The following is a 20,517-nucleotide window of genomic DNA, read 5'->3' as shown; positions in this document are numbered from 1 at the left end:
GTTTCACGTGGAACCTTATGCGAATTCTGCTAAGGTTAACCAACGTTCGCTTTTTGTATCAAGCGCTTCTTTTTGTTTTTCTATTTCTTCTGCGATCTTTTGTAACTCGACGTGATCGGTTGTGTTGGATAGCGTACTGGTTAAGTCGGCTATCTGTTCTTCTAATTCGGAGATTTCGTTTTCTAAAGTTTCAAATTCTTTCTGTTCTTTGAAACTGAGCTTTTGTTTTTTCTCAACGACCGGCTTTGGTTTTTCTACTTTCTTCTCGACCTTTTTATTAAGTTCTTCTTGCTCTAATTTGAAGTCGGCATAATTACCGTTATATATAACAACTTCTCCATCGCCTGTAAAGATGAAGAGTTGATCTGTTAGCTTGTCTAATAAATAACGATCGTGGGATACTAAGATAAGGACACCCGGGTATTGTTCCAGAAAATCTTCTAATACATTTAATGTGTCGATATCCAAATCGTTGGACGGCTCATCGAGTATTAGGAAGTTAGGGTTCGCCATTAATACGCGCATTAGTTGTAGTCGCTTTCTCTCTCCTCCGCTTAGTTTGTTGACTAAGCCGAATTGCTTCTCTGGCGGAAATAAGAATTTTGTCAACAGCTGAGATGCCGTGATAACTTCTCCATTCTTCATCTCGATGAAGTCGGCAATATTCTTAACGACATCTAAAACACGCTCGTCTGGTTGTGCCTGTAATCCTTCCTGTTTGTAGTAACCATACTTGGTTGTTTCACCTACTTCTATTTTCCCTTGAGTTGGGGTGAGGGCACCGGTAATTAGATTTAGAAAGGTGGTCTTACCACTCCCGTTTTTGCCGGCTAGACCAATACGGTCTCCCTTCTTAAAAGTATAGGTAAAGGAGTTGATGATGGTTTTGTCTGCGACAGCAAATCCTACTTGCTCTAACTCTAAGATTTTATTCCCTTGACGGGATACTTTAACACTTAGCTCTACTTGGTCTTTCTGTCTTGGACCTTTCGATCGCTCTTCCAGATCGTAGAATGATTCTATTCTCGCCTTTGCTTTCGTACCTCGGGCTTGTGGTTGACGACGCATCCAATCTAGTTCTTTACGCCATAGATTCCTCGCTTTGTCTGCCGCAAGGATATCATTGGCTTCGCGCTCTGCTTTCTTCTCCAAGAAGTATGCGTAGTTGCCTTTGTATAGATAGACGCTACCCTTGTCCAGCTCTCTAATTTCCGTACAGATGTTATCTAAAAAGTATCTGTCGTGAGAGACTAGGAGCACCGTTTTGCTGCCAGTTGTAAGTAGCTTTTCTAACCACTCAATGGTCTCAATATCCAAATGGTTGGTCGGCTCATCCAGGATATAGATATCCGGTTCGTCGATCAGAAGTTTTGCCAAAGCCAGACGTTTCTTCTGTCCGCCGCTCAGCGATTCGATCTTTTGATTGAAGTTCTTGATCTGAAATCTATTGAGAATAGTTTTAATGTTATTCTCATATTCCCAGGCATTCAATGCAGTCAGCTTATCTGTTAGATCCTGAAACTTTTTAGAGTTAACATCTTGATTATCAATCATTTCTTCGTACTCTTTAATGAGCTGTTGTTGCTCATTTTCAGCGGAATAGATAAAATCATTGATGGTTTTTAGATCAGAGAAATCAGGATCTTGTGGGAGGTAGCCCACGCGCAATCCTTTTTCTTTTACTACACGACCTTTGTTGGGAATAACCGTTTCGGCTAATATTTTTAATAGGGTAGATTTTCCTGTTCCATTGATTCCGACCAATGCTACCCGATCACCTTTCTGCAATGCAAAATGTAAATCAGTAAATAGCCATTTATCGTTATAGGAATGGCTAACTTGTTCTGTGCTTAGTATACTCACCTGCTGTGTTGACGTAATTATCCAAGCACAAAATTATTAAATATTTATAAAAGTACTCTCTATTAATGAAAAGTAGACAGAGGGCTGACCTTTGGTCTTAGTTCAAACGGTAGCTTGCGATCAGATTAAATCGAGGAATGTGGACATGGAAGATGGAGTTATCCAGCTGTCTCAACATCTCATAATATCCTTCCATGAAGCCTAAGTCGGTCTTCAGATTGCATCCTGAAACGTATTGATGGACTTCGCCAGGCTGGAGCACTGGTTGCTCACCAACGACGCCTTCGCCATCAACTTGCTTGGTGTCGCCATTGGAATCAAAGATATTCCAATGTCTGCGCATAAGCTGTACAGTATATTCGCTCGTATTTTCTATAGTAATACGGTAAGCAAACATGAAGTGCTCATTCTCTGGATTGGAATATTCGGATTGATAGATCGCTTCAACCGATATCTTTACGCCTGATGTGGTTTGTGTCGCCATTTCAGTCAAATATATTAAAACTTATAATTCAGACAAATATAATCACACTATCGTTTGAAAATAGGCTATATTTCTACATTTATTTTACATAAGTGTTTGTGCACTAGCGGTTAGATTGTCAAGGGGTTCATTCTGATACGATAGGTCGTAGAAGGATTAGAGACGTGGCTTGAATCAATAAATTCGACTTCCTAAAGGTTTTAAAACTTTAAATAAGTAGGTTTGCATTATGGCAAAAGGAACCCTTTATTTGATCCCCGTACCGTTAGCAGAACAGGCTGAGAAACTATCGTATACCCCATTTCATTTAGAATTGATTAACCATATTAAAGAGTATATCGTAGAAAACGAAAAGACAGCTAGGAAATTTCTAAAGGAGGCCGGACTGAAGACTCCACAAAATCAACTAAAGATTCATGACTACGGAAAACATGCTCGTGATAAGGTCAATTATCAGGAACTATTTGCAGCTGCATTGAAAGGCGAGGATGTGGGTTTGATGTCGGAAGCAGGTTGTCCTGGCGTTGCGGATCCTGGTGCTGATGTTGTATTTGAGGCACACAAGCGCGGAATTAAAGTCGTGCCATTGGTGGGGCCAAGCTCTATTCTTTTATCGCTTATGGCTTCAGGATTCAATGGTCAGAACTTTTGCTTTCTTGGCTACTTACCAATCGATAAAGCTGCTAGAACGAAGAAAATAAAGGATATTGAACAAGAAAGCGCGAGAGAAAAAAGAACACAAATTTTCATCGAAACGCCGTTCCGAAACAATCAATTACTATCGGAGATCCTAAAGACTGCTAAGCCACAAACGAAACTATGTATTGCATGTAACATCACTGCTGAAGATGAGTTTATCTATACACAAACGGTCGAGAAGTGGAGAAATCATCCGATAGACTTGCATAAGAAACCTTGTATTTTCTTATTATTTGCAGGCTAATTCCAACAAGAAGGTCGATTAAAGTCGCTTAAACTGCGTATCTTTTGTATCTTTATTGGAGTCATTTTTCATATTGAGTAATAGTAAATAAATGCCCGAAATATTATCTCCCGAAGTACTAGCAGATTTTCAACGATTAGCGATCATTTTCTTTATAGTAATTTTAGTGGTTTGGCTGCTATTTGCCAATACCGTTAAAAACACGCTAAAGCTTATTTCTAAGGAAAATAGAGCTATTCTCCCCAATCAGGCCTGGTTCCTGGTCATCCCATTCTTCAATATTTATTGGAATTTCGAAGTGGCGAGGCGCTTGTCCTATTCCCTTAACAATGAGTTTTACGATCGAAAGATTCCCGTAGAAGAAAACCCTTCCATGGGCGCCGGAATGACCTTTGCTTGGTCTTTTCTGATATACAATATGCCTTTTCCTATTTTCTGGAAAATGCTAAGCATGATTGTGAGCCTTGTTTATTTCGTTACTTATTGGTTCAAAATCAATCAGTATAGATCTTTATTGCTGGCGCATGATATATGGAAAGAACAACAATTAAATAATCAGACGGAAGATGAAGATTAAAGATATTACATCCTATTTGGAGCAAATAGCTCCGTTGAATTATCAAGAAAGTTATGATAACTCGGGCCTGATCGTTGGAAACCCGGAACAGGAAATTGATAAGGCGATGATCTCTTTAGATTGCACAGAGGCCGTTGTCGATGATGCAATTGCTAAGGGTTGTGGCTTGATCATATCTCATCATCCCATAGTTTTCTCAGGATTGAAGAAACTGACCGGTAAAAACTACGTCGAGCGAACGGTAATCAAGGCGATCAAGAATAATATCGCTTTATATGCGATCCATACGAATTTGGATAATATTCAAGGCGGAGTGAGCTCTAAGATGGCCGATCGATTAGGCTTACAGAACCAGGCGGTGTTACGACCAAAAGCAGGGCTTCTGAAGAAATTGGTAGTCTATGTTCCTAGAACCCATGTTGATGCTGTGAGAGAAGCTATCTTCGAGGCTGGAGCAGGACAAATAGGAGATTACGATCAGTGCAGTTACAATACTGCAGGATACGGCACATTTCGGCCTTTGGAAGGAGCAAATCCAACCATTGGAGAAGTTGGTGCGCAGGAACGTGTAGAAGAAACGAAAATAGAGGTGATCTTCCCTGTGCAGTTGGAGCGTCAGATATTGGTAGCAATGTTTGCTTCGCATCCGTACGAGGAGGTCGCATACCACATCATCAATTTGGAAAACACGCATTCTTACGTCGGATCCGGCGCTATTGGTAACCTGGAAACCCCGATGAGTGAGCCAGAATTCCTAGCTTATTTGAAAGAGAAGTTCAATTTAAAAGTCATTCGGCACACAGCAACGCAAGGTAAGAATATCAGTCGTGTTGCGCTTTGCGGAGGTGCTGGAGGTTTCTTACTAAACGATGCTATTCGTTCGGGTGCTGATATCTTTGTCACAGCGGATTATAAATATCATGAGTTTTTCGATGCAGAAGGTAAAATAGTAATCGCCGATATTGGACATTTTGAAAGTGAACAATTTACACAAGAATTATTATTGGATATAATTCGGAAAAAATTTGCTAACTTTGCTGTCCTATTGACGGAAATAGACACAAATCCAATAAAATACTACAGTTAATGGAACAAACCGTAGAACAAAAACTAAAAGCATTATGGGCTTGGCAATCAGTTCAAACCCAAATCGATAAAATTCGCCAGGTACGTGGCGAGTTACCTATTGAGGTAGCTGACCTAGAAGACGAGATCGCGGGTCTAGATACACGTATTGAAAAAATTCGTAACGAATTAGACGAGTTAGAGGATTCAATTGTGAAGCGCAAGAATATGATTAAAGATTCGCAAACAGCGATCAAGAAATATGAAGCGCAACTGAACGAAGTAAAAAACAATCGTGAATATGATGCAATCTCTAAAGAGATTGAAATCCAAGGATTAGAGATTCAAGTTTGTGAAAAGCGTATTCGTGAAGCGGAGTTCGAAATCAAGAACAAAACTGAATCTTACGATGCTACTTTGAAAAACGTAGAGTTCAGCAAAGGCGAATTGGAAGCTAAGAAACAAGAACTGGATACCATTACTTCTGAAACTCAGAAAGAAGAAGATCAGTTACTTGCTGAGGCACAAGCTGCTGAAAAGAACATTGAAGATCGTTTATTGAAAGTAACGAACAAACTTCGTAACTCTTTCCGTAATGGATTAGCTGTTGTTTTCATCGAACGTGATAGCTGTTCAGGATGTCACAACAAGATTCCACCTCAGTTACAGTCAGAGATTCGTCAGCGTAAGAAGATCATCATTTGCGAACACTGTGGTCGTATTTTGGTTGATGAAGAGATTGCTAACGGAGAAGGTTAGTACCTTATTTAGATAAAAATATTCCTAAGCCGGACAATGTCCGGCTTTTTTGTGTTGTAACATGTTCGATATAGGCGATGTTGCAACAGCCTTTTATGGTGGCTTCGCGTTAGGGCGGGCGATGATTTTCTCAATGACCCCAGCACGCGGGTACTTTCAGAAAAATTAAGTTTATATTAGAGAAATTTTTAACCCACTTTTTTTGACTACCAATTGAATATATGTTAAAGAATCTGTTAACTCTGCTTGCCCTGTCAGCAAGTCAGATTAGTTTTGCTCAATCGACAAACGAAACCCTCCTTTTAAGACATCCAACAATTAGCGATCAACATGTAGCCTTCGTTTATGGAGGTGATATCTGGATTGCGGAGAAAAACGGACAACATCCGAGACGCTTAACAGTCAACCCTGCGGTTGAGCGAAATCCTATTTTCTCACCAGATGGCAGCCAGATTGCTTTTACAGGGAATTATGACGGCAATACGGATGTGTATGTAATTTCCATCCATGGCGGTGAACCGAAGAGAATTACGAGCCATCCATCTGCTGATGTGGTTCGTGGCTGGTTATCCAACGACGAGGTTTATTTTACGACTGCCAGAGAGTTTGATTTTTCATTGGGCAGCCGTTTGTATAAATCTAAATTGGATGGGGCATTGGATCTTCCTTTGATGATGCCGGAAGCCTCTCAGGGCGCTCCATCTCCGGATGGAAGATATTGGGCTTATATCAAAAATACGGACCCTACGGAGCGTGATGCTGTGGCTTTCAAGCGCTATAGAGGGGGAGGTATGCCTTCGATCTGGATCTTTGATACCAAAACAAAAGACGTTCAGGTGGTTCCTGGCGAACGATGTAATGATGTAAAACCGATTTGGATGGGAGACAAGGTGTATTTTCTATCCGATCGCGATAAAATAGTCAATGTGTTCAGCTACGATGTCAAATCTAAGAAGGTTGAGAAGTTAACCAATTTTACAGATTACGATGTTCGAACTCTACAAGGCAAAGGCAATGAATTGGTGTTCGAACAGGCGGGCAGAATACATTTATTAAATACGAGCAATAAAGAAAACCGGTCACTTGCTATCCAATTAAACGCAGATGCTGTTTACAAACGCCCGCGTTACGTAGATATGAATAATGATATCCGCGGCTGGAATATTTCACCGACGGGACAGCGAGCCTTATTTGAGTCCAGAGGTGAGATCTTCACCGTGCCGAAAGAAAAGGGCGACGCAAGGAATATCTCTAATTCACCAGGATCCCATGAGCGATATCCAGCATGGTCGCCGAATGGAAAATGGATTTCCTATCTCTCGGATAAAAACGGTCGCTATGAGCTTGTGCTGCGTGATCAAAAGGCTATGGATCAACCAACTTACATCAAGTTGGGCGATGCCAGCTTTTATTTCCAGCCCGTTTGGTCTCCAGACAGCAAGAAGCTATTCTTCAACGATGCGCATTTGAATTTATATTATGTAGATATTGACTCCAAGCAGATTACTAAGGTTGCAGATGATTATCTGGGCTCGCATACAGGCAGAAGCTACAATCCTTTCCAACCGAGTTGGTCATTTGATTCCAAGCTTATCGCTTATAGTAAAGTCTTGAAAAATGGCGTGAATGCGATATTCATCTATAATTTAGACAGCAAACAATCGCAACAAATTACTGATGGCATGAGTGCCGTGAGCCAGCCGACTTTCACTCGTGATGCCAAATACTTAGTATTTAATGCAAGTACCAACATTGGTTTAACCAATAGTGGTCTTCACATGACGGCCTATGACCGAAGACCGGAATATAATGCGTATGCCTTTATTCTTTCCAGCGACAGTCCTTCGATTTTCAAAAATGAAAGTGATGAGGAGACAGTAAAGACCGACGCTCCAGCGAAAGAAGAAGAGAAAAAGGAGAAAGAACCTGCTAAGAAGAAAGACGGCAAGAAAGAATCTACGGACAAGTCGAAAACAGAAGATAAAGCAACAGATAAAGTAAAGCCTGTTAAAGTAGATTATGCAAACGTCAACAACAGGATCATTGCACTTCCAATACCTTCAGGAGCTTATAATTTCAACGGCAATATAGAAAACACGCTTTTATACGTTCGAAACGGTAGTTTATTTGCGTTCGATCTTAACAAACTAGAAGAGAAGAATCTGGTCGACAACTTAGGAAGCTATGCCGTATCTGCAGATGGAAAACAAATGTTATACAGCACGCGTCAGGGTTATTATATTGTCAATGCTGGTCAGAAGCCTGCTGGCGAATCCGGTAAGTTGAAGATGGAGAATATCAAGCTTCAGGTAGATCCTGCGGCAGAGTGGAATCAGATTTTCAATGAAGTTTGGGCGATGCAGAAAGAATTCTTCTATGTCGAGAATATGCATGGCGTTGATTGGAATGCTGTGAAAGCGAAGTACGAGAAATTCCTGCCTTATGTAAATCACCGTTCCGACCTAGGATACTTATTGAATGAAATGATGGGCGAAATGGTGGTAGGCCACAACTACATCATGCCAGGCGATGAGCCGTCGGCTCCATCTGTTTCTACGGGGGTGTTGGGTGCAGATTATGCTATTGAAAACAATAGATATAAAATCAAACGGATATACAACCGTATGGACTGGAATCCTGAGTTTAAAGCCCCTTTGGCAGAGCCAGGACTACATATTCGCGAAGGCATGTATATTCTTGCGGTAAACGGCAAAGAGCTAACATCGGATATCGACATCTACAGCCTGTTCGACTTTACAGTAGGCAAGCAGATTTACTTAAAGGTGAATGATAAACCTAGCCTATCGGGTGCTAAAGATGTTATTGTTCGTCCTATTTCTTTCGCAAATGAGGTAGCCCTGCGCAGACAGCATTGGGTAGAGCGCAATAGAAAGAAAGTCGACGAATTAAGTAATGGACAGATTGCCTACGTTTATATGCCAAATACCGGTAGAGAAGGATACACTTCATTCAACCGTTATTATTTCTCGCAAATGGACAAGAAAGCCTTGTTGCTGGATGAGCGTAATAATGGGGGAGGATCGGTAGCCGATTATGTAATCGACCTCTTGTCGCGCGAACTTATCGCAGGCTGGGGTATTCGCGACGGAAAGAGCTTTACAACACCAGGCAACGGTATTTTTGGTCCGAAAGCCATGATCATCAATGAAAATGCGGGGTCGGGTGGCGATATGATGCCCTACATGTTCCGTTTCAAAAACCTGGGTAAACTAGTCGGACGCACGACCATGGGAATCCTGGTTGGTATTTCCGGATACCCTCCGTTATTAGACGGCGGAAGTGTTACTTCACCTAACTTTGGGGTATTCGACTTAAACGGCAATTACATCATAGAAAACGAAGGGGTGGCTCCAGACATCTTTGTTGAGCAAATGCCGAAAGATCTATTGGAAGGAAGAGATCCACAGCTAGAACGCACCGTACAGCTGTTATTAGAGGAAATAAAAACCTATCCATATAAAGAACTCAAGAAGCCCGCGGATCCAATCCGTGTCAACTAAAAGGAAAGCCCCGGCAAAAAGCTGGGGCTTTTTCGTTTAATGCCATTAAAACAGTATTTTTGACTATGCTTATAGAAATTTGGTCGGATATCATGTGTCCCTTTTGTTATATTGGGAAGCATCATTTTGAAAAAGCTTTAGCTTCTGTTGATTTTGCAAATCAAATTCAAGTAGCCTATAAAAGCTATCAATTAAACCCAGAAACACGTTTTACACCCGGTGAAACGGTATATTCGATGCTCAGTAAATCAAAAGGAATGCCCATCGAGCAGGCCAAGGAAATGACCTCCCATGTGGTCAAAATGGCTAAGGAAACAGGTCTAACCATAGATTTTGATACCAACATCCCTGCAAACACCTTTAAGGCTCATATTCTGATCCACTTTGCTGAAAACAAAGGGAAAGCTAGTGAAATGAAGGAACGTCTTTTCGAGGCGCATTTCGTTTCTGGATTAAATATAGAAAATGACGAGGTTTTACTACAAGTAGGCGAGTCATTAGGCTTCTCCGCAGAAGAAATTAAGGACGCGCTGAGCTCAGAACAATATGCTTACGCTGTAAAACAAGATATCAAAGAGGCGCAACACATCGGCATTCGAGGTGTTCCATTCTACCTTTTCGATCGTAAATATGCTGTTTCCGGCGCTCAACCCGTTGCCGCCTTTGTAGAAGTGCTAGAAAAAAGCTTCAGCGAATGGAAAGCCAAAAACCCCGGGATACAAATGTTAAATGACCAAAACAGCGATGCTAGCTGTGGACCCGATGGCTGTAGTTTCTAAGTAATCATAGGTATGAACGCCGCCAAACCACATTCGCCATGGCTATCTTTAGTGACTCTTTTAGGCTTCACCTTTGTGGGAGCCTTAGCTTCACAGATTGTCGTTATAGTCCTTTTCGCGCTATTTTCCGGAAAATTCGATATCAGTTCGCTCGGTAACCCACTCAGCCTAGCTGAATCTAACCGTAGCTTATTATACCTGCTATTAGCAAGTAGTAGTCTAGGCACATTCCTGTTTCCTGCAATACTGTTACAACGTTTAGAGAGAGATCAGTTCAACTATTTTCCTTCCAGGGATATGCGCTTGAATTTATTTCTAGGATTAAGCTTTCTTTTCCTATTAGCGGCGAGCCCGATTATGGAACTCATCAGCCGCTGGAATATGGAAATGAGCCTACCGGAAAGTCTGGTAGGGGTTGAAACATGGATGCGCACGCAGGAGGATGCGATGGCCGAGTTGACCAAGAGCTTGGTCATGGTCGATAGCCCGAGATGGTTAATCGTGAATATTCTGGTCATGGCTGTAATACCCGCGATCGTAGAAGAGTTTTTTTTCCGCGGCGCCTTACAAAACATCTGTTTTCGCATTTTCGGCAACCAGCACGCTGCCATATGGATTACGGCGATTATTTTTTCAGCAATCCACGTTCAATTCTTCGGCTTTTTTCCGCGAATGATTCTCGGCCTGATATTCGGATATGCCTTTGTGTGGACCAAAAATATATGGGTACCGGTATTTGCCCACTTCGTAAACAATGCCACAGTAACGATTATTGCTTTCACTTTCCATAAGCAAGGAAAAACATACGACGACTTGCAATCTGCAGACGTGTACTCTCCAATCATATATTTGACAAGCTTTATCGCCGCCTTATTGATTGGTTACTATTTTTATAAAAAGTCACAAGAAGTAAATAGATTAGATGAATCCGAATTGGACTAAAGTAAAAGTTTTTACGAATGCGCTGCAGGCGGAAATCGTAAAACAGATGTTGGTAGAAAACAATATCCCCGCAGTCGTATTAAATAAACAAGACTCTTCCTATCATTTTGGATTGGTAGAACTCTATGTAGATAATGAGCATACGTTGGAAGCAACAGCGCTAATTGATAGTTTCAACGACGAAGAATTACAAAACAATGAAGACTAGAGCGATAACCGGACTCTTTTTTGTGATTGCCTTGGTTCTTGCCACGCTATTGAACTCGTATGTCTTCGTGGCATTCTTCAGCTTGATCGGCGTACTGGCCGCACGCGAATTCTTCCTGATCTGCAAAACCGAAGAAACTAAGCCGCTCATGGCGCTCGGTCTGGGCACCGCGACCGTATTAGCTTTACTAGTTTCTTTATATCTATTAGGGCATCTGGAGGTAAAATATCTATGGCTCGTTCTGCCACTTTTTTCCTTCATTTTCATTGCCTCTCTTTTCTTAAAACGAGATAAACCCTTCCACGATATAGCATACACCTATCTGGGCATCTGGTATGGGGCGATACCCTTTCTATTTTTTATCGCATTGGGATTCACTCAAGGGAGCTTCAATCCATACATCCCATTAGGGTTCTTGATTATCCTTTGGGCAAATGATACAGGCGCCTACCTATCGGGCAGAGCTTTTGGCAAGACCAAACTCTTCGAACGGATTAGCCCAAACAAAACCTGGGAAGGATTTGTTGGAGGTGTGGCGCTGGCAGTCCTGATCGCATTGAATCTGGAGCAGTATTTCGGCTCGTTGACCAAAATGCAGTGGGGAAGTGTCGCGCTTATTATATCTGTATTCGGTACGCTTGGCGATTTGGTGGAATCCATGCTGAAACGTAGCCTCGGAATTAAGGATTCCGGACAAATACTTCCCGGCCATGGCGGCTTCTTAGATCGTTTCGACGGGCTTTTAATTGCAGCACCATTAGTATTTCTTATACTCTTATTTATTTAGACGCGTATGAAGATCGATAAGGCAAGCTTTGATTTTTTGCTAGGCTTAAAGGAAAATAACAATAGAGAGTGGTTCCAAGAGCATAAAGCAGCATACGATGCTGCACACAAAAATGTCATCGAATTTATTGAGGCGATCATTCAACGATTGGCGGAGCTTGATCCCCATATACATACGGATATCTCAGCGAAGAAATGTTTATTCCGCATCTATCGCGATGTTCGGTTTTCTAAAAATAAAGATCCTTATAAATCCTGGTTTGCCGCCGGTATCTCGGTCGATGGCAGAAAGCTAGCCGGACCAGAATATTACATACATATTGCTCCGGAGGACACTTTTCTTGCTGTAGGCTATTGGCGCCCCGAGAAACAACATTTAGAAGCGATTAGACAAGAGATTGACTATAATGCCAAGGGTTTGTTCGATTCGCTGGAAAAAGGCGGCTGGAAGCCCGAAAACATGTCGGGCGAGGATAAGCTGAGCAGACCTCCGGCTGGTTATACTGCCGATCATGAACATATCGATATCCTCAAGCATCGCAGCTTTATTCTATCCAAGAATATCAGCCGCAAAGACATGGAATCCAACAAAGCTCTGGATATCGTTATTAAAACCTACGAAAGCATGATCCCTTTCAAGCAGTTTATTCATACGGCATTGGATCAATAAGGAAGACTGATTTTACCCATACATACCGCTGGGGAGTCTTTGATAGCAGTAACGTTATCCGGGCCTCCGGCCAAAGTTTCATTGGCTAATACCGCAAAAAGACAGGCTTCTTTCGCATCGGGGTCCAATCCCAATTGCAGAAAGGAGGATACCGCATTCGGGAAAGCTGTTTCCAGTTGTTGCATAAGCTTAGGATTATGCAAACCGCCTCCACTCACATAGATCTTTACGTTTTCTAAGCCTTCGATTGCCCGTTCTATACCCTCAACCATTGTTTCCGCAGCAAACTTGTTCAGTGTAGCCATCATATCCGCATGAGTGAGATCTTTTGACTCCTGACGATCCTGTAGACAAAGATTCAAATAATCCAGGTTGAACAATTCCGGGCCGGTTGTTTTCGGAAAGGGTAGCGTCAAGAAATTATGGTTTTTCAGACGATCCAAGAGTTCAGAATCTGCTTGGCCCGATAGCGCGACTTCCGCATTGAAGTCCATCTCTTTTCCAAAATGACGAAACATGTACTGGTTCATCATGGTATTGCCAGGACCCAAATCGGTAGCATAGGCTTCCAGGCCTGTTCCGACCTGTGGCAGGAACGTAAAGTTAGAGATCCCTCCAATATTCAATAATATTCTATGCTCATCAGGAGAGCTGAATAGCAGGAAGTCACCATAGGCCGCCAATGGTGCACCTTCGCCGCCCGCTGCCAAGTGCTTCTGTCTGAAATCGCTTAAGGTGATGATGCCGGTACGTATTGCAAAATGATCACCATCGCCAATCTGTAGCGTGGAATTTGGCAGACGTTTATCGCCGGTATGTGATTGTGGCGCATGAAACACCGTTTGCCCATGGCTTGCAATCGCATCCACTTCCTCCGGATCAATTCCCCATTCGGCTAAAGCATCCAGAATAAGGCGGGAATGGACTTCAGCGACGTAAGCATTCAACCCACAAAGAAACTGATGGTCGATTGCACGCTTCGCAAAGACCTGACGGATCCATTCTCTAAACTCATCTTCATAAGACATCGTAGTAAAGTGAAGAAGCGATAACTCTGTAGAAGTGCCCGAACCGGCAATTCGACACATGGCAATATCCAAACCATCCAACGAGGTACCCGACATTAACCCGATAATTAGGCGTTCTTCCTTTTGGCTTATTTTCGCCAGCTTAACGATACTCTTATTCATACGATAAAAATACATTTAAATTTGTAATCTCCTTTCTTAATCCTATTTTTGGGGAAATACAAAAATTAAAAACATGAATTTTCCTTCTGAATTAAAATACACCAAAGATCACGAATGGATTCGTGTGGAAGGTGATGAGGCTGTTATCGGTATTACAGACTTCGCACAACGCGAATTAGGAGATATCGTATTCGTAGATATCAATACAGTAGGTGAAGAAGTAGCGGCGAATGAAGTATTCGGTACTATCGAAGCGGTAAAAACTGTTTCTGACTTATTTATCCCAGTTACAGCTACAATCTTAGAAGTAAACGATGCTATCGATGCATCTCCTGAGTTAGTAAACTCGGATCCTTACGGTGAAGGTTGGATTATCCGTGTGAAATTGAACAACGCTGCAGACGTTGATGCTTTATTAACAGCAGATCAATACAAATCAGAAATCAACGCTTAGTCTTAAGCGAAATCCATAAAAAAGCCCGATTGTTAGCAATCGGGCTTTTTCTTTATCTGATAAACCTATTGGGTTACGCTGATATTCATTTCAAGAACCACTTTTTGTCCTTGCGCATTCATATCCATTTTCATATTAGCGCCTTTGGTATAGTGGGTTTTCTCGTCCAATACATATTTAGAAGTGAATGAACCAATCTTCTCATCCGATGGCGTGAAAACATCGCCTGTAGACTCAATGATATAACCTTCAGCATCTTTGCCTATATACTTGTTCAAAGCCTTGATTTTCGTTTGTTTGCTGTCAATCTCTGAGTTCCAGGTATCGCCAGGGTTTACAGCATGATCTGGATAACTTGCTGTCATCCCCATGCTCTCCATAGACTGTCCAGCAGGTGTGTCTACACCATCTGGCATCGCAACGTCCACTAGCTTTCCTTTTTCCGTGATGGTCATAACCATCTTCTTACCGATTAGTTTTTCCATCTCAGCACCCAACATCTTTGTCATGGGATCTTCGGATGGGTTTTCCGAATCATAGGACATCGTCATCATCCCCGCATCCATATCCATCTTAATAGCATCTGTAACCGATTCGAACACATAATTGACACCATCTTTCTTAACGCCTGTAACGGTGTTTTTCATGTTCATGTCCATAATTATGCTTTGTTCTCCTTCCACATCCGTTTTCATGACTGTCGTTTGCTTAAAGGGCTTATTTAGAGGAACGTTGATTTTAAATTCAACTTGTTGCGCTTTAGTATAAAACGCAGCAGAGGATAGTAAAAATAATACAAGTAATTTTTTCATAGTTTATGTTTTGTCTACAATATTAGCGTTATATGATTTAATCTATTGAGTGCTCTAAAGTACATAAAAAAATAAGTAATTGAACGGTCAGCAAGCCAGGCAGAGACAAATATTTTACATCCTACGTGGCAGTCCTTTTCTAAACCCAATTCAAACCCCTTTCAAACCCAATGTAAAGCCCTTCCAGAGCGGGCTTGAAAGGGTTATACATTGGGTTTGAAAGGGGAGAGTAATGGTTTTATCTAGTACTAAGTATTTAGTAGTTAGTATTAAGACCTAGGGCGTGAATAGATTTAGATATTAGATGTCAGATGTGAGATTTTAGCGTATGGTTCAAGACACGCGTCTAAAATCTAATGTCTCATATCTAAAATCTAAAACAAAAAAAAAGAGCTATCCATTGGACAGCTCTTTTTTTTTGTTTTAAATATTTTTTACTTTTTAACGTAAGATACTTCTTTTACCGCTTTAACCACTTTAGCGATGCTAGGAAGAGAAGCTTCTACTAAAGTAGGAGCGTATCCTAGAGGTACATCTGCTGATGTTACGCGGATAACTGGAGCGTCTAAGTAATCGAAAGCGTGTTTTTGAACGTGGAAAGTAATCTCTGAAGAGATCGAGGCGATAGGCCATGCTTCTTCAACAATTACTAAACGGTTTGTTTTCTTTACAGATTCGATGATTGCTGGGAAGTCAATTGGACGAACTGAACGTAAGTCGATTAATTCTGCATTGATTCCTTCTTTTGCTAATTCCTCTACCGCAGGGATTACTACGCGTGGAACCATTTTACCGAAAGAAACAATCGTTACGTCTGTACCTTCTTTTACTAAGTTTGCTTTTCCGATAGGTAAGTAATACTCTTCTTCAGGAACCGGACCTTTATCGCCATACATCACCTCAGACTCCATAAAGATTACTGGATCTGGATCAATGATAGATGATTTTAAAAGACCTTTAGCGTCATATGGGTTAGAAGGAACTACCACTTTAAGTCCTGGTGTGTTTGCAAACCAGTTCTCGAAGTTCTGTGAGTGCTGAGCCGCTAATTGGCCAGCATTTCCTGTAGGACCTCTAAATACGATTGGACAACTGAATTGACCCCCGCTCATTTGGTGAATCTTTGCAGCAGCATTGATAACTTGGTCGATAGCTACTAATGAGAAGTTGAATGTCATGAACTCAACAATTGGTTTTAAACCATTCATAGCAGCACCAACACCAATACCTGCAAAACCAAGCTCAGCGATAGGTGTGTCAATAACACGTTTAGCACCAAATTCATCAAGCATACCTTGACTTACTTTGTAAGCACCGTTATATTCAGCGACTTCCTCGCCCATTAAAAAAATTGTTTCATCTTTACGCATCTCTTCGTTCATTGCTTCACGAAGGGCTTCTCTGAATTGTATTTCTCTCATCAGTGTTAGGAATAGTGTCTTTTTAAGATATGCAAAAATACTATATTTTCTCGATATTTAGCACGAACACATGTACTATTTTCGATGTTCGCGTGTCGTTCATCGCAAATAATCACAATATTATGACCTATGTTGTAGGATAAATTCCTGTAAGCAACGGTTCAGGTTACTTAGCGCGATCGGAATGTTCCAGTTTTTCGTGTTTCGGGTTTCTACATAATTGGAGATGGCCCGGACTTGTATAGCAGGCACATTGGCTCGCCGTGCGCAGTAGAAAAATGCCGCGCCTTCCATACTTTCAACAGTTTGCGGGTTCAGCAGTTCTTTCAGCCGGGTAATAGATCTTTCACAACCGTGCACCTTATTAACCGTGATGCCCTCGACTTCATCCAATTTTGTGTAGACCGGAGGGAGCTCAACCTCAGGCAATACGGTGGGGAAGACCGATTGTCCAAAGCCCAGCGTCTCGATCGGAATGAAGGTATCCTTGTCTTCGGCTCCGAATTCAAAGATTCGGTCGGTCGTAACCCGAACAAGATCGCCAAGCACTCGCGAATAGTCAAAAGAGCCTGCAATGCCGACATTGAGAAGGAGCTCATAAGTTTCCTTAGCCAATTGCTGTCCGAGGCTAAATGCCGTTGCGGTCATTCCGACGCCAGTGACCAGATAATCAACCTGATACTCTTGTAAAAAAGGGATGGATTCTGCGATTTCGAACTCGGTTGCCGCGACGATAAGAATTTTCATATGTCTAAATGGATGCACGCTAAATTACATTAAATTACGCTATCTTTGTACTATGATTTATATAACACGACGCGAACGATTTAACGCTGCCCATAAATTGCATAGGGAAGACTGGACTCCGGAGGAAAATGAACGAGTTTTTGGTATCTGTGCAAACCCTAATTGGCATGGCCATAATTACGATCTGTTTGTTACTGTTAAGGGCGAGATTAACCCGGAGACCGGGTTTTTGATCGATCTTAAGTTGATGAAAGAGATCATTAACACGCAGATTATCGACAAAGTGGATCATAAGAACATTAACTTGGATGTTGACTTCATGAAAGACAAGATGGCTTCAACGGAAGTGATAGCTATGGAAATCTTCCACATCTTGAAACCTCACTTTGCAAAAGAAAATGTAACGCTTCATGCCATTCGTTTGCACGAAACGGAAAATAACTCGGTCGAATACTTCGGCGATTAACTCATCATTAGTTTTAAAAGAAAGAATATGCACGATTTTGACGAAGCAGAACAAGACGGCTATATCAAAATAGATCAATACAATGAAAAACATGTGGAGCGTATTGCGAACCACTATAAAGACATATTAGACGCCTTGGGCGAAGATCCAAACCGCGAAGGCTTGGTGAAAACGCCGGAGCGCGTGGCGAAGGCATTGCAATTTTTGACGCATGGTTATGATATCGATGCTTCGGAAGTTTTGCGCAGCGCCATGTTTGCAGAAGAATACAGTCAGATGGTGGTGGTGAAGGATATCGAGGTGTACTCGATGTGTGAGCATCATATGCTTCCATTCTTCGGGAAAGCGCATATCGCCTATATTCCAAATGGTCATATTGTAGGATTGAGCAAGATTCCACGCATTGTAGATGTATTTGCGCGCAGATTGCAGGTTCAGGAGCGCTTGACCAACGAGATCCGCGACTGTATTCAGGATACTTTAAAACCTGCAGGCGTAGCTGTTGTTATCGAATGCAAGCATATGTGTATGGCGATGCGCGGTGTACAGAAGCAAAACTCGGTAACTACGACTTCTGCTTTTACAGGAGCATTTCAAAACGACGTGACGAGATCGGAGTTTTTACGCTTGATTACGGCATCTTTAGACTAAAAGTCTCTAAATATAATACTTGTTAAAACCGCTTTTAAAGCGGTTTTTTTGTTTTCCCGTTACCGTGTAATCTTTTGATTAGCAGTCTTTTAAATAAAAAATCATTGTTTTATAAAAACTAAATTTTTACCTTTGCGCAGTATGTTTGAAGATTTTGAGCGTCTAAATTCCTATTTGGAATATACTACCGATGAGGAAAATGCGTTGTTAAAAAGGGTCAATCGAGAGACCTATCTTAAGGAGACCATGCCGCATATGCTGTCGGGACATTACCAAGGAAGGGTGCTGTCGATGCTTAGCAAATTGGTACAACCAAGATTAGCGCTTGAAATAGGAACATTCACCGGCTATGCGACGATTTGCCTAGCGGAGGGATTAGCAGAGGGGGGCGTTTTACATACCATAGATATCAACGAAGAGCAGCAGGAGCGCGTTCAGGGTTATTTTGAGCAGTCGGACTATGCATCGCAAATTGTTTATCACATTGGAGACGCCGCGGAAGTTATTCCAACAATCGAGGGTCAGTTTGACTTGATATTTATAGATGCTGATAAGAAACGCAATCTGTATTATTTTCAGGAGCTTATTGATCGGGTGAAGACAGGAGGGGTGATATTAATAGACAATGTCTTGTGGAAAGGCAAGGTTTTTGATGATAAGCCGGACAGCCAAACACAACAAGTAATTGAATTAAACAAAACACTGGCGAGTGATAATAGGGTAGAAAAATTAATTCTCCCGATACGTGACGGACTTTTTGTGCTACGCAAAAAGTAGTGTTAAACTAAAAACAGGTTTATGCTAAAACATTGTAGAAAGATTTTTATGGTATGTATACTTACCGTAATTACAACTTTAAGCTTGCATGCGCAAGACTACACAACAAAAACGTATATAGCGAAGCACAGCACAGATGCGCAACGCTTAATGCGAGAAACAGGGGTTCCAGCATCAGTAATATTAGCTGTAGCCATTCATGAAAGTGCATACGGAAACAGCCGTATCGCGAAGTACCTAAATAACCATTTCGGGATTAAGGGAAAAAACAACAGTACGAAGATTCGCTCTGCTTATAAAGGCTATGGTTCCGTACTAGACTCTTATCGGGATTTCGTTGGGCTATTGCAAAGAAGAAAGGCTACCAAACCTTTGTTCGATAAGCATGAATCAGACGACTATAAAGCCTGGGTAAAAGGGATTGCCAAATCCGGCTATTCGGCAACCGGCGATTGGTCGCGCAAGGTGATCTCTACGATTGATCGATACAACCTAGAGAAATACGACGAAAAGATAAATCTGAATTAATCGTACTTAACGAATGACAAAGAGATTGATGTTGGCCAGTTTAATATTGGCCATATTTTTTGTTTCATGTGGAACGAAGCGCTCTACAGTACTACAGAAACCTGGTTCGAACAAGGGGACGACCCATCGCCCCAATACATCGGGAAACAGCGGTAACAAGGGAGCTGTGTCGATGACAGGATTGGCCTATATCGACCGATATAAAGGCATTGCCATCGAAGAGATGAACAAGTATGGTATTCCGGCAAGTATTAAACTAGCACAGGCGCTATTGGAATCGGGCAACGGTAATTCCTACTTAGCTGTCAATGCAAACAACCACTTTGGTATCAAGTGTGGCGGTTCATGGTCCGGACGCTCTGTTACGCGACCTGACGATGCAGTAAACGATTGCTTCCGCGTATATAATAATCCTGAACAATCTTTTAAAGACCACTCGCAATTCTTGTTAAGAAAGCGCTACGAGCCGCTCTTTGCGTTGAAAAAAGACGATTATAAAGGCTGGGCTCGCGGGTTGAAGGCGGCAGGATATGCGACTAACCCTCGATATCCGGAATTGCTGATCGATCTGATCGAGCGCTACAATCTACAACAGTATGACGTAGCGGAACGACATGTCGAGGTCATCGCTCGCGCGGAACGCGTTGAAGAAATTATCGAAGAAAAGAAAGTGGTGGAACCTCAGGTGCCAGCAGAGGAAATCAAGAAGCCTGTTGCCATGCAAATCTATGAGGTTAAAGCCTCCGACACATTAACGAATATTGCAAGCAGATATCAGACGACGGTAGCCGCATTGAAAGAAATGAACGGGTTGTCTGGTGAAAGTGTTTATGTCGGACAGCTTTTAGTCGTATCAAAATAGTTACACGGCTCA

22 protein-coding genes are annotated in these 20,517 nt (G+C 41.8%); 16 read left to right on the top strand and 6 right to left on the bottom strand.

What is annotated here, in order from left to right; translation table 11 throughout:
• Positions 1-15: 15 nt before the first annotated feature.
• Both QYC40_RS18480 and apaG read right to left on the bottom strand, forming a co-directional pair.
• Positions 16-1,863 (bottom strand): ABC-F family ATP-binding cassette domain-containing protein, encoded by a 1,848-nt coding sequence (locus tag QYC40_RS18480; RefSeq protein WP_301991714.1) that lies wholly within the window; start codon positions 1,861-1,863, stop codon positions 16-18.
• A gap of 97 nt (positions 1,864-1,960) precedes the next feature.
• On the bottom strand, positions 1,961-2,347 hold the full coding sequence (gene apaG / locus QYC40_RS18475; RefSeq protein ID WP_149527591.1) for a Co2+/Mg2+ efflux protein ApaG: 387 nt from the start codon (positions 2,345-2,347) through the stop codon (positions 1,961-1,963).
• Between the two features lie 229 nt (positions 2,348-2,576).
• On the opposite strand from apaG, the gene QYC40_RS18470 reads away from it, so the two are divergent.
• The 10 genes from QYC40_RS18470 (at position 2,577) to QYC40_RS18425 (ending at position 12,597) form a co-directional block, all read left to right on the top strand.
• The gene (locus tag QYC40_RS18470; protein ID WP_301991713.1) at positions 2,577-3,290 is read left to right on the top strand and encodes an SAM-dependent methyltransferase; all 714 of its coding nucleotides are present in this window, start codon (positions 2,577-2,579) and stop codon (positions 3,288-3,290) included.
• A gap of 91 nt (positions 3,291-3,381) precedes the next feature.
• Positions 3,382-3,867, top strand: a complete 486-nt coding sequence (locus QYC40_RS18465) for a hypothetical protein (protein WP_301991712.1) — start codon at positions 3,382-3,384, stop codon at positions 3,865-3,867.
• Entirely contained in the window at positions 3,857-4,954 is a 1,098-nt protein-coding gene (locus tag QYC40_RS18460) for a Nif3-like dinuclear metal center hexameric protein (protein ID WP_301991711.1), read from the top strand. The genes QYC40_RS18465 and QYC40_RS18460 overlap by 11 nt, the downstream gene beginning before the upstream one ends.
• The gene (locus QYC40_RS18455) at positions 4,954-5,691 is read left to right on the top strand and encodes a zinc ribbon domain-containing protein (protein WP_301991710.1); all 738 of its coding nucleotides are present in this window, start codon (positions 4,954-4,956) and stop codon (positions 5,689-5,691) included. The genes QYC40_RS18460 and QYC40_RS18455 overlap by 1 nt, the downstream gene beginning before the upstream one ends.
• Positions 5,692-5,912: 221 nt before the next feature.
• A complete protein-coding gene (locus QYC40_RS18450; protein ID WP_301991709.1) occupies positions 5,913-9,212 on the top strand; it encodes a S41 family peptidase in 3,300 nt (1,099 codons plus the stop codon).
• A 65-nt stretch (positions 9,213-9,277) separates the two neighbouring features.
• Complete coding sequence (locus QYC40_RS18445; RefSeq protein WP_301991708.1) at positions 9,278-9,991, top strand: DsbA family protein; 714 nt, start codon at positions 9,278-9,280, stop codon at positions 9,989-9,991.
• A 12-nt stretch (positions 9,992-10,003) separates the two neighbouring features.
• The gene (locus QYC40_RS18440) at positions 10,004-10,933 is read left to right on the top strand and encodes a CPBP family intramembrane glutamic endopeptidase (protein ID WP_301991707.1); all 930 of its coding nucleotides are present in this window, start codon (positions 10,004-10,006) and stop codon (positions 10,931-10,933) included.
• On the top strand, positions 10,914-11,141 hold the full coding sequence (locus QYC40_RS18435; RefSeq protein WP_301991706.1) for a DUF2007 domain-containing protein: 228 nt from the start codon (positions 10,914-10,916) through the stop codon (positions 11,139-11,141). The genes QYC40_RS18440 and QYC40_RS18435 overlap by 20 nt, the downstream gene beginning before the upstream one ends.
• Positions 11,131-11,928, top strand: a complete 798-nt coding sequence (locus tag QYC40_RS18430; RefSeq protein WP_301991705.1) for a phosphatidate cytidylyltransferase — start codon at positions 11,131-11,133, stop codon at positions 11,926-11,928. Before QYC40_RS18435 ends, QYC40_RS18430 begins: the two co-directional genes overlap by 11 nt.
• Before the next feature lie 6 nt (positions 11,929-11,934).
• The gene (locus tag QYC40_RS18425; RefSeq protein ID WP_301991704.1) at positions 11,935-12,597 is read left to right on the top strand and encodes a DUF2461 domain-containing protein; all 663 of its coding nucleotides are present in this window, start codon (positions 11,935-11,937) and stop codon (positions 12,595-12,597) included.
• On the opposite strand, the gene QYC40_RS18420 is transcribed toward QYC40_RS18425, so the two are convergent.
• Positions 12,591-13,787: an anhydro-N-acetylmuramic acid kinase gene (locus tag QYC40_RS18420; RefSeq protein WP_301991703.1), complete on the bottom strand. Its 1,197-nt coding sequence runs from the start codon at positions 13,785-13,787 to the stop codon at positions 12,591-12,593. The genes QYC40_RS18425 and QYC40_RS18420 overlap by 7 nt on opposite strands.
• Positions 13,788-13,860: 73 nt before the next feature.
• Here QYC40_RS18420 and gcvH point away from each other — a divergent pair, with 73 nt between their 5' ends.
• Entirely contained in the window at positions 13,861-14,241 is a 381-nt protein-coding gene (gene gcvH / locus QYC40_RS18415; RefSeq protein WP_149527579.1) for a glycine cleavage system protein GcvH, read from the top strand.
• Between the two features lie 65 nt (positions 14,242-14,306).
• Here gcvH and QYC40_RS18410 read toward each other — a convergent pair whose 3' ends face one another.
• The 3 genes from QYC40_RS18410 to mqnB all read right to left on the bottom strand — a co-directional run bounded on the left by QYC40_RS18410 (position 14,307) and on the right by mqnB (position 17,221).
• Positions 14,307-15,053: a DUF6263 family protein gene (locus tag QYC40_RS18410; protein ID WP_301991702.1), complete on the bottom strand. Its 747-nt coding sequence runs from the start codon at positions 15,051-15,053 to the stop codon at positions 14,307-14,309.
• Positions 15,054-15,487: 434 nt separating this feature from the next.
• Complete coding sequence (locus QYC40_RS18405; protein ID WP_260040022.1) at positions 15,488-16,474, bottom strand: pyruvate dehydrogenase complex E1 component subunit beta; 987 nt, start codon at positions 16,472-16,474, stop codon at positions 15,488-15,490.
• Between the two features lie 120 nt (positions 16,475-16,594).
• Positions 16,595-17,221 (bottom strand): futalosine hydrolase, encoded by a 627-nt coding sequence (mqnB, locus tag QYC40_RS18400; protein ID WP_301991701.1) that lies wholly within the window; start codon positions 17,219-17,221, stop codon positions 16,595-16,597.
• 52 nt (positions 17,222-17,273) lie between these two features.
• On the opposite strand from mqnB, the gene QYC40_RS18395 reads away from it, so the two are divergent.
• From QYC40_RS18395 to QYC40_RS18375, 5 genes are all read left to right on the top strand, one after another.
• Positions 17,274-17,687, top strand: a complete 414-nt coding sequence (locus QYC40_RS18395; protein ID WP_260040024.1) for a 6-carboxytetrahydropterin synthase — start codon at positions 17,274-17,276, stop codon at positions 17,685-17,687.
• Positions 17,688-17,714: 27 nt separating this feature from the next.
• Positions 17,715-18,338: a GTP cyclohydrolase I FolE gene (folE, locus tag QYC40_RS18390; RefSeq protein ID WP_149527574.1), complete on the top strand. Its 624-nt coding sequence runs from the start codon at positions 17,715-17,717 to the stop codon at positions 18,336-18,338.
• A 141-nt stretch (positions 18,339-18,479) separates the two neighbouring features.
• Positions 18,480-19,115, top strand: coding sequence for an O-methyltransferase (locus tag QYC40_RS18385; RefSeq protein ID WP_301991700.1), 636 nt, complete (start codon positions 18,480-18,482; stop codon positions 19,113-19,115).
• Between the two features lie 21 nt (positions 19,116-19,136).
• A complete protein-coding gene (locus QYC40_RS18380) occupies positions 19,137-19,643 on the top strand; it encodes a glycoside hydrolase family 73 protein (RefSeq protein ID WP_301991699.1) in 507 nt (168 codons plus the stop codon).
• A 13-nt stretch (positions 19,644-19,656) separates the two neighbouring features.
• Positions 19,657-20,505 (top strand): glucosaminidase domain-containing protein, encoded by an 849-nt coding sequence (locus QYC40_RS18375; protein WP_301991698.1) that lies wholly within the window; start codon positions 19,657-19,659, stop codon positions 20,503-20,505.
• The last annotated feature ends 12 nt before the right edge of the window (positions 20,506-20,517 follow it).

Origin of the sequence: Sphingobacterium sp. BN32 (assembly GCF_030503615.1) — a bacterium.
In the GTDB taxonomy this organism is placed as follows: domain Bacteria; phylum Bacteroidota; class Bacteroidia; order Sphingobacteriales; family Sphingobacteriaceae; genus Sphingobacterium.
The sequence above is the reverse complement of the archived record's forward strand: the minus strand, read 5'-3'. Positions and strand labels throughout refer to the sequence as shown.